This window comes from Streptomyces chrestomyceticus JCM 4735 (genome assembly GCF_003865135.1).
Classification (GTDB): Bacteria; Actinomycetota; Actinomycetes; order Streptomycetales; family Streptomycetaceae; genus Streptomyces; species Streptomyces chrestomyceticus.
The window spans coordinates 2,200,592-2,215,964 of sequence record NZ_BHZC01000001.1; the positions used below are offsets into that span (position 1 = coordinate 2,200,592).

The 15,373-nt window shown below is 68.1% G+C and carries 13 protein-coding genes; 1 reads left to right on the plus strand and 12 read right to left on the minus strand.

What is annotated here, in order from left to right:
* Positions 1-223 precede the first annotated feature (223 nt).
* Positions 224-457, plus strand: a complete 234-nt coding sequence (locus EJG53_RS09075; RefSeq protein WP_125044432.1) for a hypothetical protein — start codon at positions 224-226, stop codon at positions 455-457.
* Between the two features lie 662 nt (positions 458-1,119).
* Here the strand turns inward: EJG53_RS09075 and EJG53_RS09080 are convergent.
* From EJG53_RS09080 to EJG53_RS09135, 12 genes are all read right to left on the minus strand, one after another.
* Entirely contained in the window at positions 1,120-2,001 is an 882-nt protein-coding gene (locus EJG53_RS09080) for a hypothetical protein (protein ID WP_244955061.1), read from the minus strand.
* A 249-nt stretch (positions 2,002-2,250) separates the two neighbouring features.
* The gene (locus tag EJG53_RS09085; protein ID WP_125044434.1) at positions 2,251-2,523 is read right to left on the minus strand and encodes a DNA-binding protein; all 273 of its coding nucleotides are present in this window, start codon (positions 2,521-2,523) and stop codon (positions 2,251-2,253) included.
* Positions 2,520-3,053: a hypothetical protein gene (locus tag EJG53_RS09090; RefSeq protein ID WP_244955062.1), complete on the minus strand. Its 534-nt coding sequence runs from the start codon at positions 3,051-3,053 to the stop codon at positions 2,520-2,522. The genes EJG53_RS09085 and EJG53_RS09090 overlap by 4 nt, the downstream gene beginning before the upstream one ends.
* Positions 3,054-3,261: 208 nt before the next feature.
* Positions 3,262-5,289, minus strand: coding sequence for a hypothetical protein (locus EJG53_RS09095; protein WP_125044435.1), 2,028 nt, complete (start codon positions 5,287-5,289; stop codon positions 3,262-3,264).
* Positions 5,279-5,524 carry an S-type pyocin domain-containing protein gene (locus EJG53_RS09100; RefSeq protein ID WP_125044436.1) on the minus strand — a complete coding sequence of 82 codons (246 nt, stop codon included), beginning with the start codon at positions 5,522-5,524 and terminating at the stop codon, positions 5,279-5,281. Before EJG53_RS09100 ends, EJG53_RS09095 begins: the two co-directional genes overlap by 11 nt.
* Before the next feature lie 232 nt (positions 5,525-5,756).
* A complete protein-coding gene (locus EJG53_RS09105; RefSeq protein WP_125044437.1) occupies positions 5,757-6,641 on the minus strand; it encodes a hypothetical protein in 885 nt (294 codons plus the stop codon).
* Entirely contained in the window at positions 6,638-8,821 is a 2,184-nt protein-coding gene (locus tag EJG53_RS09110; RefSeq protein ID WP_125044438.1) for a hypothetical protein, read from the minus strand. The genes EJG53_RS09105 and EJG53_RS09110 overlap by 4 nt, the downstream gene beginning before the upstream one ends.
* Complete coding sequence (locus tag EJG53_RS09115; protein ID WP_125044439.1) at positions 8,818-9,747, minus strand: hypothetical protein; 930 nt, start codon at positions 9,745-9,747, stop codon at positions 8,818-8,820. Before EJG53_RS09115 ends, EJG53_RS09110 begins: the two co-directional genes overlap by 4 nt.
* A 148-nt stretch (positions 9,748-9,895) precedes the next feature.
* Positions 9,896-10,552, minus strand: a complete 657-nt coding sequence (locus EJG53_RS09120; protein ID WP_125044440.1) for a Crp/Fnr family transcriptional regulator — start codon at positions 10,550-10,552, stop codon at positions 9,896-9,898.
* A gap of 674 nt (positions 10,553-11,226) precedes the next feature.
* Positions 11,227-13,407, minus strand: coding sequence for a hypothetical protein (locus EJG53_RS09125; RefSeq protein WP_244955063.1), 2,181 nt, complete (start codon positions 13,405-13,407; stop codon positions 11,227-11,229).
* A 2-nt stretch (positions 13,408-13,409) separates the two neighbouring features.
* Positions 13,410-14,273: a hypothetical protein gene (locus EJG53_RS09130; protein ID WP_125044442.1), complete on the minus strand. Its 864-nt coding sequence runs from the start codon at positions 14,271-14,273 to the stop codon at positions 13,410-13,412.
* Entirely contained in the window at positions 14,270-15,106 is an 837-nt protein-coding gene (locus tag EJG53_RS09135; RefSeq protein ID WP_125044443.1) for a vWA domain-containing protein, read from the minus strand. Before EJG53_RS09135 ends, EJG53_RS09130 begins: the two co-directional genes overlap by 4 nt.
* Positions 15,107-15,373 lie beyond the last annotated feature (267 nt).

Sequence of the window (15,373 nt, forward strand, 5' to 3'; positions counted from 1 at the left end):
ACCGCCGGGCCCGCAGCCTCAGTCTGCATCTTGGACGACATCCTCGATGTGCTGACCGTCCTTATCGCCGGGATACCGCCAGCCGTCCGTGATGTCCGATGACACCATCGGCTGGCCCCAACGCGCCCAGGTTCGGGGCGTGGAACCCAACGGGTGACGGGAAGCGCTCATCGGCCCTACCTTGGCGGTCTGTTCGCAGCTCGTCGAGGTGTAAACGGAGCTTGTGAAGTACACGCTGACCGAACAGCAGACTGACATGCTCCGCCAGATCGCCGCAGAACCCGCCGCCGTCCGCGTCCCCCTCAAAAGTTCGAACACGGCCTGGGGCCTTGAGCAGCGTGGGCTGATCGAGCGGATCTGGCGCGACAGCGGGCACGTTGCGGTGGTGACTTCGAACGGCCGCCACTTCCTCAAGCACCGGGGAGGCCCCAGCCGAGAAGGAGCGCTTGACCTGTGACGCCGAACAGGCCGAGCGCGCTCCTGCTGACGGAGCCGAGCTGATCGCACTACTCCAGTCCGCCGCCGGTGCGAAGCTCACTGTCCCTGATCCGGGACCGCGGCCCGGGGTCGGTGGCGGGCGGCTTACTACGACGCGCTTCACCACGGCCACATACCGGGACAACACAAGCTGCTCTGGACCGGCCGGCAGCGTGGTGACTGGGTCTTCACACTGGTCGACGAGGAAGCCGGGAAGGCTGCGCAACCGCCGGTTCCGGCGCCGCCGCGAAGCCCGGGCGACCACGGAATCCGCCGCGGCCCCCGGCACCACGGAGTGCGCGCAGCCCTCCGGCACCGCCGAGCCCGCACCAGGCACCGACACCGCGCTGCCCACGGAAGGCCCCGCGCGGCCACAGCCCGGTGAACGGCGCTGCACCGCGGCTTCGGGCCAGCTCAACCGGCGGTCGCCACAATGGTCCCGACCACCGCTCCGGCCGGACCGGCGGTGACGGAGGGGTGATGTCCGCGGAAGTCCTGGAGTACCCGAGTACAAGAGGATCAGTCCGCGTGGACGTGGACCCCGCAATCGGCCTCAAAGGCGCCGCCCCGAAGCGAACCTGAGGGCCGCCAGGGGAGCCCCCTGGCGACCCTTGACGTGGGTCCGAAGTCCCTTGGACCTGCTCAGGCGTCCTTCAACGCCACAGCCAGGCCCTGCAGCTCTTCCAGCACTGACACACTCCGGAGCATGGCCTGGAGGGCCGCAGTGATCCGCCGGGCGGGTCGGCGCAGGTGGCGGCTGGAGGCGCCGAACATGTTGATCAGTGCCGTCACCTCCTGGAAGGAGCCCGCTGCAGCCTGTACTTCCATGGGGGCCATGGCAACCTGCTCCAGCACCCCCTCCGCACCCTCCGGCCATTCGCAGCGTGGTGTGTTCCCGGCCCACTCCAGGAACGCACGGAATGCGACGACGCTGGATCCCATGCGCTCCGCGAAGCGTTTGGCCGCTGCCTCCAAGTCATCGGCCGGCCCGTCGATGGCTTTGGCCATGCGGTTGACCACGACCATCTTCATGCTCATCGAAGCCCCGGGGTGACTGACACGCGCCATGTCCTCTCCGATCAACCCCATCATCTCTCCGAGATCCGTCATGGCGGACTCCACGTCGGCCATGTCGCCGGAGATGGCTTCCAACTGCGCCTCTGCTTCGACGACCAGATCGAACAGGCCAGGGGCCTCCTCGTCGTCCTCGACGGTGGGCTCCGTGCTGAGCTGGGGAACCGGCCCCATGGGTAGAGACGGTGCGCTGCCTCCGCGCATCGCCTCCGCCAGTACGCTCGTCAGTTGCTGCCGGGCGGCGACGGTATCGGCGGGGTGCGAGGGGAACGGGATGCGAGGCGTCGTCATATCGGGCCCCGGGGGCTGGTCGGTTCCTTTGGTGACATGGACAGTGCACCGACCGAGAGCATGTCGCACCCCGAGCCGGAAGGACAGCTCTGTGTCGGATCCGCTGAGGTCCGCGATGACGACGTCCGCTTCGGTGAGAATGTGCAGTAGCTGGTTCATCGGCAAGCCGGCCTCCCTGAGCCTGTCGGCTCGTATGAAGGTGAGACCGAGCTGTTGGCACGCGGGACGCACAAGCTCCTCATAGAGGACAGCGGACCGGTGTTGTGCCTCCGGTATGCAGTCATCAGAAGGATGGGGGGCGGTCGTCGTCCCGCAGATAGCGAGGCAAGTGGGCATGGCAGGCTCCTTCACGAAGAGTCCGGGGAGGCCCTGCCGGCGGCCACGCAGCCGACAGGGCGAAGTGGATAGTCAGTCGAAGAGAGTGAGCGCCACTCCGTCGGCGACCTCGTCGGCGAAGACCGGATGCTCCTCGATGCCCAGTGCACGCAGCAGCTCCACGGTGAGCACCCGGTGGCGCCAGCCGACCCGAACCGTGGAGCAGGGGAAGGCATCCTGCGCCACCAGCCGGTAGGCGGTGCTCAGGCACATACCGAACGCCCTGGCCGCCGTTCGCAGATCGACGCTGACCGGAAGGTTGAAGATCTCGCGGAAGGTGAGGGGTGTCTCGACGCGGTCGGTCATCCGCTCCTCCCCGCACGCCGCAGCGAGATCGTGGCGACCTGACGGCCCCGGCCCGAATATCCGACGCTCGCGGCCGTGCCGGTCACGCCCCAGGTCCGGGCCAGCGCGCCGAGTCGCACCCCCTCGACGCGGTGAGCGGGAACCGTGATCCGTACCGTGGCCGAGAGCCCGGCGCGGCGCGGGATCGGGTCGTAGTCCGCTTGCCAGTAGTCTTCTGCGTCCACGTCGATGGGAGCACCGCCGACGCTCTCCACGTCGTCCACGGGCACGTCGAGGCGAGCCTTGCGCCACACATTCCACGCCCGTGAACAGGCTGAGCGCAGCACTGCTCCGCCGGGGTCGGGGTCCTCTGCTACGACCTCCGCCAGCGCTTCGAGGTAGCAGGTGACGAGCTCGGCCTCGACCTCTCCTCGTTCGGCGCGGAAACGCCAGGTGATTTTGAAAGCGGTGCCGCGAAGCCCAGGGAGCCCCAGCCACACGACCGCCGTCGGCCAGGCGGATCCATCGACGTCGAAGTGGAAGCGCTCCACGACCTGACGCCACAAGGCCGCACGTGCTGCGGGGCACGCTGAGCGGTCATACAGCAGTTGGCGGGCCCGCACCAGGGTCAGAGGCACGCCGTCCTGTTCCGACCCGTCCAAAGAGTCGTAAGGGGGGCGTCGGATCGTTGTCGACGAACTGACGCTCGACGGTGGCGAAGATGCCGGGGTGCCAGGGAAGTGACATCGGTCCTCCTGATCAATCGGGCTGCGCCATCGGGGTGTTGCCGCGCCATACAGCCAGCGCTCTGGCTGCCGGCTCCTTGCCAGGGATGGTGTCCGGGCCCCTTTCGACAGCCAGGAGCCAGCGAAGGAAGCCGGGCTGCCGGGCAACCACCAAGCCATCGAGAAGTTCTCTCAGCGCCCGGGTCCGGTGCTCCGCACCGTCCGCCTCGGAGCACCAGACGAGGAGGACGTCTCGCATGTCCACGAAGGTGATCGACTCGTTCAGGGCATGTCCTGCCAGCTGAACCGTGTTCGATGCCAACTCGGCGTCCGTGCGGATTCGGTCGCTCCACCACGCGAGGTCCGTGCTCGCCATTAAGGGAAAGGTGAGGGCTGCCAGCAGACTGGGAATACCGTCGGACTCCGTCCAGTCACGCATGCGGCGCAGGACAGTTGCCCTGGCTATGGAGTCGCCGGCTTCGAAGCGCTGCATCAGCACATGCGTGATGACGGTGACGACGGACAGGTCTTCCGCGTCGTCGGCCGATGTCCCCATCAGCCGTTGCAGCCACCGTAGGGCCTGCTCGTCCGTGACCCGGCCGCGGTCGGAGTGGCAGGCGTATGCCACTGCCTTGCGCAACGGCGTCTCGCTCGCGACGCTCCATTGCTCGAGCAGGTCAACCGCTCTCCGTGCCGTAACCGGATCGTGAACAGCCGACGCCAGGCACCATGCGGCCACCTCAGGAGCCAATGTCGAGGGGGTCAGCGCCAGGTCGCGCAGGAGTCCCATGGACCGGCCGCCTGTCGCCACTGCCATGGCGGCGACCGCCCGGCCGGCCCGTTCGATCTGGTCCGCTTCGTGGTCGGGACCGGCAAGCCAGGTGTGCAGCAGGGGCACGAGCTCCGTGTGATCACGGCACAGGATCTCCCACACGGGCTCACTCACCGCAGGCCAGAAAAAGGACACTGTGTCCGTGGCCTCCTTCCCGGCGCGCTGCACACGGTGCGCACCGAGGAGCCGCAGGGTCTCGCACAAGGGCCGCTGCCGGGTAGCGTCGCCCGAGTGTTCACGCGCACCCCGCGCGCCAGGGTCCTGCTCCCTTCCCGCTCCCGCCAGACACACCAGGTCCCCGGCCCGCTCCATCACAACGCTGCGGTGCAGGCCTCCGTAGACGTTGATGGAGAGCAGATGGGCGAGGAGAGCGAAATCCGCCTGGGCCCGAGCGACGACTTCTGGAGCCTCGGCTCGGGCCAAGAGACGTACGATCTCCGCACCGGAGGCTCCGCTCGCGACCCCCAGCCGTAGTACGGCTTCCGCTGCCTGCGCCGCGTGACGTGGCGGAAGTCCCTCAGGCAACAGCTCATCGAGTTGCCCCGGCTCCAGAGCCTTCAACCACTGTGCGCACGCCTCCTCGTCGGAGCAGCCGTCCGAGAGATGGGCGGTGAAGACCTTTCGCGAGTCCGGTGGGCGGTGGCGCACGACCGGCACGCCCAGGTGGTCCCCCAATCCGCCGGCCAGTCCTGGGGCATCCGCCAGCACGATGACGAGATGCGCCCCCGCGTCAGCCAAGAGTGTCTCCAGGCGGGACAGGTCCCATGCACGAAGCGCGAACGGGTCCGGAGGCTCCATCACCAGATATCCGTGCACACCCTGAGCCCGCGGCCCCCACCTCGAGAGGTTGACAGCCCCGTCCACCTGGACGAGCACGGGTTCCTCCTTGCCGTGGGCCAGCAGGTTGAGGGCGTGTGTCTCGCGCCCGGTCCCTGGTTCCCCGATGAGCACGGCGATATTGGAGTCGAGCGCGACGAGCGCGTCCTCGAAGCACGGTGGCCGCACGAAGCGCCGCCTCGCCGTCTTCAGGTACCTGGCCCGTACGGGGCCTTGCCGCATCGGTCCGGTGGTCGTGCCGCCCTCCGTCGCGGTGGACACGACCTGCCGTTGGTCACCCGTCACCAGGCCAGTGTTGACGGTGCCGTGCGGAGCCACGACCACCATCTCCCGGCCGGCCAGAGCCGCTACGAGCGTGTCCAGGTCGCCGACCTGTGGAACCTCAGCTGCCACTGTCGGCTCCACCGTCAGAGTGGCCGGAAATCTCGATGGCGGTCATGTGCTGGCCACCGTGGACGGTGCCGGTGTTGATGATCCCGCGTTCGGCGTTCAAGACCGTCGCAGGCGGAGCTGCCCCCTCACAGTGGGCTTCCGGCACTGCGCGATGGACGGCTCCTGCCTCGGCGACCCCCTGCGGCCGACGGAACACACTGACGTTGTCCGTACTGCGATCTTCTTCTGCTCGCATGTCGTCCTTCCATGCTTCTGAACGCCCTGAAGGTTGAGCGGGCGCCCGCCTCTTGGACACATCGAGAGTCCCGCGAGTCTGTTCCCGACACCGCTCCCGATGCCCAGAAACCAGGTGACCGTAGTCACACATTGAAAGGGCCTGCAGCAGGGCATCGAACACAAATGGGCGAGTGCGCTACCCGAAGGCAGCGCACTCGCCCTTGATGCGTTTATCAGGTAAGACGGATGAGTCAGGTCGCTTCGCCGGGAACCGGGCGCGCGAGCGCGGAAATCCGATCGCGCAGGAGGTAGGAAATCTCTTTGCGTTCCTGCTCCGTCAGCGTGCCCAACAACACCGCCAATTCCTCCTGCCAGTCGGTGCGCGGAGGGCTCAGCAGATCCTGGTGATCGACAGCCCAGTCCAGCACTTGGCTCACCTGGTCGGGGTGCCTGAGCAGCCAGAGCGCCGCCAGTGACACCGGCCCGGCGCGAAGCGCCTGGAGGCAGAACTCGTACTCACCACGACGGCTGGTAGTCCAGGAATAACGGACTCCCTCACCTTCCTCATGACCGAGGAGCAGTTCCTCACCGGTTTCCCGGAGTCGCACGTCGAACACCCGGTAACTCAGTCCCGTTGCCTCCAGGCGTTGCGGCATGCCGAGATGCTGCGTGATCTCCGGGGCCCCCAGCCCACTGCCGGCCACCGCCTGAGCTTCGCCCAAGTGGTGCAGTGCGCTCGTCAGGTGGGTCCGCACCACATGCCAGCCGTGCAGGGTTCTCGTGCGCACAACGCGCACGGGGTCATGGACCCACCACGAGACCCACAGATCCACCGATTCGGTGCCGTACACCGTGGGAAGACCGACCGCCCGGGTGTCCACGTGCTCGGACGTGTCCACCCGGAAGGCATCGGTGTAGATTCCACGCAGGCCGGGCGCTGCGGCTTCGTCCGGCATGGGCACGTAGGCATCTGTGTCGTCCGGATCCCCACGACGGCCGAGGAAGAAGTAGTTCCCGGCCGCGTCTTTGAGCACCAGCGAATCGTCTTTCGCCGCAGACCAGCGATGACTGAGTATTTCCCGCCAGGGCGGCCTGGTGGTTCGGAAATAGAGACGCTCGGCGGATTCTTCACTCATACTGCCTCCCACTGCTCGCCGGCCCGCCAACTGCTGAGCGAAGCCCGCGCCGTAGCCAACCCGGCCCAGCCGTCCGCGCCTTTCTCGTCCATCTCCACGAACAACCGGAACTCGCCGCATCGCATGGACCGGGCCAAGGCGACAAATAAATTCTCCACCGCCCTGGACAGCGTTTCGTCCCATCGCCCCCAGTCGGCCCAGCGCAACAATGCCGCGCAGGTCGCGTCGAACGAATTATCCGCGTTCAACGCACGGCGGACAAGCTTGACTATCGCCTCCTCTTCCGGTGCCTCGTCGGCGAGTTTCCTCTTGAACCACTGCGGTGACCCCAACAACTGGCCGAACAGCGCGAGCACCTGCTCCGGGTGGCATTGCTCCGCGTCCAGCCACTCGATAAGCCGACTGAACACCTTCGCCTCGTTGCCGGCCTGGAACAGGCTCAGGATCGCCACCCGCACGGCCAGCAGGACCCTGTCGTCACCCCCGCGCCCCTCCCCGTCCTGGCAGCCCCGTACGCCGAGGAGGAGAGCGTGAAGGAGCTGCAGAGCCAGATCCGGACGTGAAAGCCCGAATTCAGCGCCACAGGCGTACGCCACCGTCGTCCTCAGACGAAAGTCGGCCGTCAGACTCCACCGCTGAAGGCGATAGCGCACCTCCGCCACGAGTACGGGGTCCTCGGCCGCGATGCCCATCGCATTGGCCGCGATGAGACGGCTGGTTGTGCGCTCCGACTCAGCCAGAGCCTGGATGTGCCGCAACGCACGCCGTCCACCTCCCCACCTCGCCGCCCTGCCCATGAACTGCCCTGCCAGACGGGTGAGCTCGGGGGACCGTTCGACTTCCCGCAGCCACTCGACCAAGAGCTCCGACAACTGTCCGTACTCACGCCACACGTGCCTGAGCACCGCCTCGGCCTGCCGGTGCCTGACGAACACGACCGCTTCCACGCTGTGGGTGTAGGCCCCTTCCGCGCGGATCTCACGCTCCTGCCGGACAGCATGAACAGCATGCAGCAGTTCCGTCAGCGAGCTCCGGAAGACGAAGCCCGGGTTGGGCCGCTCGACCTTCTCGGCTCCTGAAGCGTCCGCCCCCGGAAGCACGGCGGTCAGGCGGTCCTCGGAGAGCTTCAACAACCGTCCGGCTTCCTCTCTGACAAGTCGGTGGTCCAAACCCTCATAGACACAGGCAGTCAGCAAGAAGGCCAGAGCATCCGGGTCGCCGCGCAACTCCTGCAAGAGCTCGGGTACTTCCCGCTCGGCTCGGTAGCTCAGCCGGGATCCCAGGTCACCTAGCGCGTTCGGGTCGCCGTCGGCCGTCACGATGGCCGTCACCAGCTCCACCACTTCGGTAGGCACCAGCTCCGGGACCAGCAGGTCGCTCAACTCATGCCGCCGGTTCAGCGCTGACAGCAGACGCTCCCGCTGCCACTGATCCGGAATCACTGCTTCGAAGTAACTGCCGAACACCATCGCGGGCGGCGGCGGCACGCACACCGTGGGACTGACATGGAGGTCCTGTTCGAGGCGACGCAGCAGGGCCGCGTCGTCAGGCAGCACGATCACCATGCGCGCCTTGGCCTTCGTCAGCAATGAGCGCACGTGCCCCAGGACACCGGGGCCAAGAGGGCGGGAGGGGAACAGACCGTCCATCAGGTAGCCCCGCGCCGACGTATCGGTGGGTTGCCAGCGGTCCAGTTCGATGACGCTGTCCAGCGCTCGCAGCGTGGCTCCTTCCCCACAGCTGACGCGCAGGAGGTTGAGCGCCGCAGTACGACGCCCGGACCCCGGCCGACCGGCCAGGAACAGCGGCTCTTGCTGCAATTTCTCAAGGGCCGCGTCGAACCAGTCGGGTCGCGCGAACCCGAAGGCAGCGGCCTGCACCTCCGCCTCCGGGACAGGCCCCTCACGCACCCTGCCTTCCCGCAGCCTCCGCCCGTCATTCGCAGGTTTGTTGTGAACGCGTTGACCGCCATGGACGGAGCCGGCGTTGATGTTTCCGTGCGGGGCATACACGAACGGACCCGCGGCCCTCGCGGCACCGCCGATAGCATCGATCAAATCGGAGACACCGTGCTCGGCTTCCGTACGGTGCAGCTCGTCATCGGGCTGGGAATCCGGCGCGACCGATGTGGGACCGGGCAGCTCCGCCGACCGCGCATCCGCATCCGCATCCGGGGTCACTGTCGCCCCTGAAGCTTGTTGCCGCGGACCTGGTCCCCCTGAAAGCCGCGGACACGGCCGGCCTTGTTGCCTTCGACGTGGTCGCCAGCCACATGGTAGTTGCCCACGCTCTGCCCACCGTGGACCGTGCCGGTGTTGATGTTGCCATTGGGGGCACTGTTCCTCTCATGAGGAATCCGCATGTCGTTCCGACCGGTCGGTCGGGTGGCTTCCCGTGCGGGCTCCTGGGTGGTGCCTGCCTCCGCGTCCACGGGCTCTTCGTACAAAGGTCCGGACGGCTGCGGGACGTAGATCCAGGCCCGCTGGGAGAACCGCTTTCCGTCGACCGTGGCGGCCACCTCCACGAAGTGGTCGGGGTGACGCCCGGTGTACCCGCCGGCGACTGCATCTTCGTAGCAGCGGTCGGAGAGGATGGCCGCGACGTGGGTGATGTTCTCCTTGTGCGAGGCGAGCACAGCCTTGACGGGGCGCGAGTCGAGCAGACGGTGCGTGTCATTGCGCGCTGTCCCGTTGCCGCTGAACTCATCTCCGGTCTCGGGCAGCGGGCCCACGTGCAAACTGACTCGGAGCCTGATGGGCACCGCCCCGTGGGAGAGGACATTGAAGTCGGTCAGTACGTCCTGCAGCGTGAGCAGTAGCGGGTGGATGACGAAGGGCAGGCATGCGGGGTCGAACCCGAAGACGTAACCGTCACCGGTCGAGGCGGGGAATTTGCGGTCGTCCCAGAGATCCCGCAGCTCCGCCCTGGACAATGCGGTCTTGAGGAGTTCGGGTACGGCACGGCTGACCGCTTCGTGCTCGATCGCCGGGCGGCCCGTGAAGTCCTTGGCATCCACGGCCAAGACGCCCCGGTAGGGCGGCAGCGGACGGCTGCGGGTGTACGGGCCGGAGATCCGCTGGGGCAGTTGGCTGTCGAACTCGCGCATATCACTCCTCTGTGAAGCCCGCCCGACCCCTCGGAGATCGGGTGGGGACGCTCGTGCGTGTGGTGTCACGCGTTTCGACCCTCACAGTGAGCGCGAAGGCTCTCCGCTCCACAGGCCCAGACGAAGAGTGATGTGGGACACACTGCCCTCAGGTGCCGACGCGGCCGGCGACCACCTGCCGCAGCCCTTCCACACTGATCACGTCGATCCGGCTCTTACCGGCCTCCACCCGTTCCGGCCCGAGCCGTCCCAGCGCCTTGCTGACGGCCTTGCGGCCCACGTCGATATGCTGCGCTAAATCTTCCCTGGTGAGTGAGAAAGATCTCTGGCCGCCGGATACTTCGACAAGGCGGAGCAGAGCCACGGCGAGACGTTCGTGCACAGCACCTTCCCGATCCTCGGTCTGCTCTTTCAAGCGATTGGCGGCCATCCTTGCCAGCGAATCGGCTAACTGGTGCTCACGCACGAAGCTCTGGAATTCGCTTGCAAAGACCACGGACGCCCTACATTTCCTCATGGCCCACACATCAGCCAATCGCTCACCCCCGGACTGGAGTGCCATCTCACCCAGGATCTCGCCCGGTCCACGGAAGGCGAGCAACCACTTCCGCCCGTCATGGCCACGACGAACAACCTTCACCAGACCGTCGACAAGTGCCAGCACATGAGTCCCCGCACTTCCCTGCTTCAGCAGCGCTTCACCTGTCAGGTAGGTATGTGGCCGATGACACGCCAGCCCTTCCCACTCCGCCTGCGACACCAGAGCACGAAAAGGCGACACCAAGAGGGAGGAATCTTCGCTCATGCCATCACACTAAAGGAGGGAGCCCTCCGGGCACATACGGTTCTACCTACCCGCACCTGCGGGACATGCAAAGAGGCTGAAACTTTTCCATTCGGCGAAAACGCATTCACACGGACATCTGAACGCTCATCACCTTCAGTCAGGTTGGGTACGCCATACACAGTGCGGGCCGACCACACCGCCGTTACGCCTCTCCGGTCCGAGCAACCGGAGCCCGGAGCGCAGGCCGGTGACCACCGCCAACGACGAAGCCCCAAGAACATGCGGTGCGGTGGCTCCGCAATGGACAGGCGAGTTCGCCCTCCTGGAGGCAATCCCGATTGCGGCGATCGACCGCTCACTGAGGGACAGGAAGTCGTGAGCCGGCATCCAAGACTTCGTTGCACTCGGTAGCTATCAGCTTGATGAGGGCAGCGCACGCCGATAAAGGCGAGGAAAATCTGGAGTCGCGTGGTCACACGCATCGCAGGCGGCAGCGCTGAAGCTCAGAACATTTACGGAGCTCGCCGGCGGTCGCATATCGTGAGCATTGCTCTGAGGCTTGCGACCACATAGACGAGGACAAGCTGAAACAACTGACGATATGCCCGTACGCATGGGCGGTTCACGGCAGACCAAAATCGAAGCCGCACTCCGTTCCCTTCGGAGCATCTGAGCGGCGCCTGCCCTACCGCTCACCGGCCGCCGTACAAAAAACGTACGTAGCGCGCGTAAGTCAGCCCACTCTGCCGGCTTCGAGCCGCCTCCACGGCGGTGGTCAGAGTCTCGTGAAGGGCGCCGCTCCGCTGGATTTCGGCGGTGCGGCGGCTGAATTCCTGGCGTTGTCGGCGGGCCCTGTCCCCGGCGGCGGTGTTTTCCCGGGCGAGTTGTTCCCGTCCCTCGTCCAGGCGCTTCTTCGCCTGGGTGCGGGCGGTGTCGGCCTCGGACTCGACGGCGGTGCGCCGGGTCGTGAGCCGGGCCCGGCGGTGGGCGATGTGCTGCTCGACCGACTGTTGTTCCGGCGCGGTGAGAGCGGTCGGCTGCCGGGCGACGGCGGCGGCGACCGCCTTCTGGCGCCAGGCGACCAGGGCTGCGGCCTTGGCCTCGCCGATGCCGTGGACGCTGGTGTGGCGGCCGCCGGGCCGTACGAGTACGGCTCCCGTGCTGTTGTAGGAGCTGTTCTGTACGGTGCGGTAGCCGGTGAAGTCGGCTGCCGTCCGGATGCCTTGCGCGGCGAGGCGGCCGGCGAGCCTGGGCCCGATGCCGTGCGGCGGCGACTGCGAGACTTGACGCCGGGCGAGCTGGTCCTGAACGTAGGCGGACTGGTTGTCGGCGAGGGCCTTGGCCAGGGCCCTGCGGCGTTCCTCCAAGAGTCCGTCAATCTTCTTGGCGATCTCACGCTGCTCGCGTGTCTTTCGCTTCTCGACCTCCTGGAGCGCGGCGTGGTACTGGGCCTTGAGCCTGTCCTGAGCCCGCGGGTAGGCCGCTTGCCGGTCGGTTTCCGCCGCTTCGAACCTCGACCGTTCCTTGCGCAGCTTCGCGTCGGCTTTCGCCGGGTCTTCGATCTGGGCCAGTTGCTTGGTCAGTGTGGCCAGCTCGGCCCGTGAACGGGCCCATTCGGTACGGCGGCTCCGGGCGAACGCGGAGGCCACGGCGGCGAGCGTGAGAGGGGCGAGGAGACGGGGAAAGGCCGTCGGCAGTCCGGCGAGGGGCAGGAGGACGGTCGCTATGAGGGCGAGGGGCCACAGCACGGCCACGACGACATCGAGCGCCGTCCGGTTGTGAAAGCCGTCCGGCGAGGCCGGGGCGGGCGGGGCGGCCGGTGCGGGCGCGGGCTGTTCCGCGAGGCGCCCGGTCATCCAGCCGGGCAGTCCGCCGGTGCCGGGAGCGGCCGCGCCCGCGGGCGGCGGCGTGGCGGTCGCCGTGGTGGCGGCCCGCGGTCCCGGTACGGCCCTGGCCAGCGGGGGAAGCAGTTCCAGCGGCTGGAAGGCCATCGATCTCACCTGCTCCGCGAGGTCGCTCACCGCCCGGTCCGCGTGGGCGAGCAGGGTCTGCAGGCCGGTGGAGCCGGCCGGGCTCTTGAAGTCCTCCTCGGTCAGGAGCAGGAACTCACCACTCGGTTCGTGCAGCCGGTTCCAGAGGGCGGGGTCGGCGGCGACCGCCTTGAGCGACAGGAAGATGACCCAGGCGGAGAACCGGTCCAGCTCCGCGCCGAAGTCGTCGTTCCCGCGCAGCGGCGACTGGTAGTTGCGGTGGCCCCGTTCGGTGCCGCCCAGGCCGGCCAGGGCGGGGACGTACATGCCGTCGTAGTCGACGAGGCGGAAGGTGCCGTCGCCCGCGACCAGCAGGTTGCCGTGCTGGAGGTCCCCGTGGGCGATGCCGTGTGCCGACAGGTCCCGGGTCAGCGCCTCGAACCGGTCCGCCAGCCCGCTGACGGCCGAGCGGTCGGCGTGGTGGGTGTCGAGCCAGGCGGACAGCGTCACGGCTTCGATCCAGTCCATCTTGAGGACGGGGTAGCGGTCCGTGCCGACCCGAACGGCGTCGGGGAGATACTCGAAGCCCAGTTTCCACGGCTGGGAGAGCCCGGCCGGGTCCAGCAGCGCCAGGCGGGAGCTGATCGCCTCGTAACGCTGCTCCTGGTCCGGGACGTGGCGGGTGAAGCACTTGACGGCGTACCGCTGCCCCGAGACGGCGGACGTCAGCGAGAAGACGCTCGCGAAGGCGCCGGAGACGGCCCGGGGCAGGCCGAGTCTGGTCAGTTCGGTCCGGGCGCCCTTCAGTTCGGGGTGCTGGAAGCACAACTGGGTGTGCTGCAAGGCCTCCGCGTAGGCGGCACCGCTGGGGAACTGCCGCTGCGGGCCGGTGGGCGGGCCCACGGTCACCGCCCTTCGAAGTCGATCCGCACGACGGCCACGTCGTCGTTGCGCAGCTGCCGGCGTTCCCTGAGGCCGTCCAGCCAGGTGCGGAAGGCGCCCAGGTCGTCGGGGCCGGAGAAGTCCAGGAGTTCGCGTACGGCGCCGGCCCGGTCGGCGGCCGTCAGGAACCACGCGGCCAGCGCGTCGGTCATCAGGAACAGCCGGTCGCCGGGCTCGCACCGCCCCCGGGCGAACCGGGCGCGGCGGGCCAGCAGGACGGCGTCGTGGTTGCGGCTGCCGAACAGGTCGGGGGCGGTGCCGAAGGCGTCGGCCGTCGCCACGGGGAACGCCTGGAGCAGCCGGTCGTCACGTAGCTGGAACAGGCAGCTGTCCCCAAGGGCGGCGGCCTGCCATCGCCAGGCCGCCGACTCGCACGCGACAGGGTCGGGGGCGGGTCCAGGGCCGGGGTCAGGGTCGATGCGTACGGTGAGCAGGGTCGCGTACGCGCCCTCGGCGAGCTTGGTGTGCTCGTACCACTTCAGCGGGCGCCCGTCCGCGACGCGCGCCCGCGTGTACGCCGCGAGCCAGGGCTCCCACCGTGCCACGGCCGACGACGCGAACGCTGCGAACGCGGCGCCGCCCGCGAGCAGTTCGGGGCACTCCATGGCCTGCTCGGCCGCCGTGCGGGACAGCAGCCGGGCCCAGTCCTTGGCCAGGGCGCTCTCCGTCGCCCCGTCGCACACCCCGGCGGCGAGCGGCCCCAGCAGCATGTCGTCGTGCGCACAGCCCGGGAGCACGGCGACCGCGTCCTCGCATTCCGCCTCCGTGCTCCCGTACTTGGGAGCCACGAGGTGCGTGACGTACACGCAGGAGAGCGACGTGGTCACCGCAGTTCGGTGGCGCGGGTGCCGATGTCGAGGAACTGGACGACCGAGGTGATGTCCGCGTTGTAGACGAAGCCTCGGGTGGTCTCGCTGACCCGCTGCCCCTGCGAGGCGGCGTACGAACGCATGTGGCCGGGCAGCGGGCTCGACATGGCGAAGAGGGTGCGGGCGTAGCTGTCGGGGAGCCCGTCGGCCGTGTCGGGGAAGGCGGTGGGCGTTCCCCCGGCGGCGGAGACGTGCAGGTTGAACAGCAGGGCGGCGCCGTCTGCCGTGGCGTGTGAGGTGACGGCCTCGGCGGCCGCGCTGGGCTCACCGTCGGTCGACTCGCCGTCCGTGAGGTTGATGACGATCGGCGGGAAACCGGCCGGGTAGCGCTCGGTCCAGCCGGCCACCAGGTTCGCGGCGTACCGCAGGGCCCGGTTCATCGGCGTACCGCCGCTGGCCACCGGGTCCATCCACAGCGGGAAGTTGACCGTCGTCTCCACCAGGCCGCCCGCGCCGTCGGGCACCCGCTTGCTCCGCTCGTCGACCCGGGCCGGGTGGTCCGCCACCTCGCTGAGGGGAACGATGTCCCGGCCCGCGAGCGGACCGGCGAACGCCGAGCCGACGGTGGCGCCGTAGCCGATGACGGCGACGTGGAAGTAGTCCCGGACGCCTTCCTCCTTGGCGCACTTGACCGACAGTTCGGTGAGGAGCCGGTTGATGGCGTCGGCGACGACATCGGCCTTCTGCTGCGGGATTTCCCCGCCGATGGGGTCGCTCATCGAGGTCGACTGGTCGACGAGGAAGATGATGCTCGTCGGATTGCTGCGGCTGATCTCGGCCGTGTACGGCACGGTGCGCTCCCGGCGGGTGGCGAAGGCGAGGAAGACGGGGAGGACAAGGCCGAGGACGCGGGTCCCTGCCGGGCGCCGCTCTCACAAGTTCTCACTTCTGCGAGATCCCCCCACGAGATCCCCCGGGGCATCGTAGTACCGGAGCTTCGGCGTACGGGCGGGAACGGCCGAAGTGGTCCCGGTGGCGCAGGGCAGGGCCACTGTTTCGCGCTGGCCGTGTGGGTACGTGGATACGCGGGCGCGAGGGGAAAGTCGTGTTCCCGCCCA

What these genes read in the sequence shown, in the direction of transcription:
- EJG53_RS09105 (WP_125044437.1), bottom strand. Translation starts at nt 6,641, where the DNA reads ATGAGTGAAGAATCCGCCGAGCGTCTCTATTTCCGAACCACCAGGCCG.
- EJG53_RS09115 (WP_125044439.1), bottom strand. Translation starts at nt 9,747, where the DNA reads ATGCGCGAGTTCGACAGCCAACTGCCCCAGCGGATCTCCGGCCCGTAC.
- EJG53_RS09080 (WP_244955061.1), bottom strand. Translation starts at nt 2,001, where the DNA reads ATGAACCAGCTACTGCACATTCTCACCGAAGCGGACGTCGTCATCGCG.
- EJG53_RS09120 (WP_125044440.1), bottom strand. Translation starts at nt 10,552, where the DNA reads ATGAGCGAAGATTCCTCCCTCTTGGTGTCGCCTTTTCGTGCTCTGGTG.
- EJG53_RS09100 (WP_125044436.1), bottom strand. Translation starts at nt 5,524, where the DNA reads ATGCGAGCAGAAGAAGATCGCAGTACGGACAACGTCAGTGTGTTCCGT.
- EJG53_RS09085 (WP_125044434.1), bottom strand. Translation starts at nt 2,523, where the DNA reads ATGACCGACCGCGTCGAGACACCCCTCACCTTCCGCGAGATCTTCAAC.